The organism is Peptoniphilus sp. HMSC075B08 (assembly GCF_001815405.1).
GTDB lineage: Bacteria > Bacillota > Clostridia > Tissierellales > Peptoniphilaceae > Peptoniphilus_A > Peptoniphilus_A harei.
This window is the reverse complement of sequence record NZ_KV820443.1, coordinates 1-739: the sequence shown is the minus strand read 5'-3', so window position 1 is coordinate 739 and position 739 is coordinate 1. Positions and strand designations below refer to the sequence as shown.

The window sequence follows — 739 nt, the reverse complement described above, 5'->3', positions numbered from 1 at the left end:
AATCATAACCACCGGCTAAGCCGGTGGTTTGTTTTGCCCCTATAAGGGGCTGTTACCGGCAGCATTCCATGCTTCGAGCTTTCTTTCTCGTGCACCAATTTTCACAGCTGGTGCTAAAGCACCTTATTTTTTGCTTTTGTTTACTTGCTCACCCGTAAACGGGTCAACAAATTCTTTAATGCTTATTTGATCTGCCATGTAATCTTCTTTTAATTGATTTTTTATATATTCTTGTATCTTTTTCGCATTCTTTCCTGCTGTGTCTACATAGTATCCTCTGCACCAAAAATGTCTATTTCCATATTTATATTTTAAGTTTGCATGCCTATCAAATATTATTAGACTGCTTTTTCCTTTTAAATATCCCATCGTTTGAGATATACTGTATTTTGGTGGAATTTCCAACAACATATGGATATGGTCTGGACAGCATTCCGCTTCTATTATATTTATTCCTTTTCTATCACATAAATCTCTTAATATTTTTCCTATATCTTGTTTTAATCTTCCATATATTACTTGCCTTCTGTATTTTGGAGCAAATACTACGTGATACTTACAATTCCATGATGTATGTGATAAACTATTTTTATCCATTTTAGGATACCTCCCTTTTCTATTTATGCTACTGCCAGTAACATTAATAGTTTATCACGGGAGGTTTTTTGCTTGAAGCTAAAGCTTATTTTCCTACCACCAGCATAGCTGTTGGTTTATTCATGCTAAAGCGTACAAAAAA

Annotated in this window: 1 protein-coding gene; it reads right to left on the bottom strand. The window is 34.2% G+C overall.

The features are described from left to right. Positions 1-123: 123 nt before the first annotated feature. Positions 124-597 carry an IS200/IS605 family transposase gene (tnpA, locus tag HMPREF3023_RS03145; RefSeq protein ID WP_005955379.1) on the bottom strand — a complete coding sequence of 158 codons (474 nt, stop codon included), beginning with the start codon at positions 595-597 and terminating at the stop codon, positions 124-126. Positions 598-739 lie beyond the last annotated feature (142 nt).